General features: G+C 38.6%; 1 pseudogene. It reads right to left on the reverse strand.

Annotation, left to right across the window (positions count from 1 at the left end):
- Positions 1-533 (reverse strand): annotated as a pseudogene (locus tag K1X16_RS17940) (hypothetical protein); the annotation flags it as partial.

Consider the following 533-nt stretch of genomic DNA (forward strand, 5'->3'; position numbering starts at 1 on the left):
GTGTTATTATAACTCCACTCAAAACTATAATCTGCTGCAGATAAGCCTGTGTCTATCACTAATGGGTCTAATATCTCTGTGCCATTTGTATTGATACATAATATGTAACTGTCTGCTAAATCAAACTCTGGTAACGGATTAACTTGTAAGGTTAATGGCGCTACTTCGTAACAGATTGAGGTGTCGTTTCCTGTGCCGTCTGGTGTGTCATTATCTACTCTTGCATAGATAACTTGTGGGTTAACTATGTTTTCGTACAAGGTTGGTAATGGGTTCACCTTTAAGTCCGCTTCTTCTTGTGTTTCATAATACGTCACTACATAATTCTGTACATCTTGACCGTCTAAGACTTCTGGGTCTCTTGTCGTTAAATCAAACTGTGCACTGTCGTCGGTAGTATCACCATCGGTTTCCATATTGTCATCACAGATTTCATATACAATTGGATCCATGTTTGGATTTGCCTGTGCTGCTTCTTGAACTTCAATATTAAAACTTTGGGTACTGATAGAACAACCTGTGACGTTATTGGT

Origin of the sequence: Winogradskyella sp. SM1960, assembly GCF_020179375.1 — a bacterium.
GTDB lineage: Bacteria > Bacteroidota > Bacteroidia > Flavobacteriales > Flavobacteriaceae > Winogradskyella > Winogradskyella marina.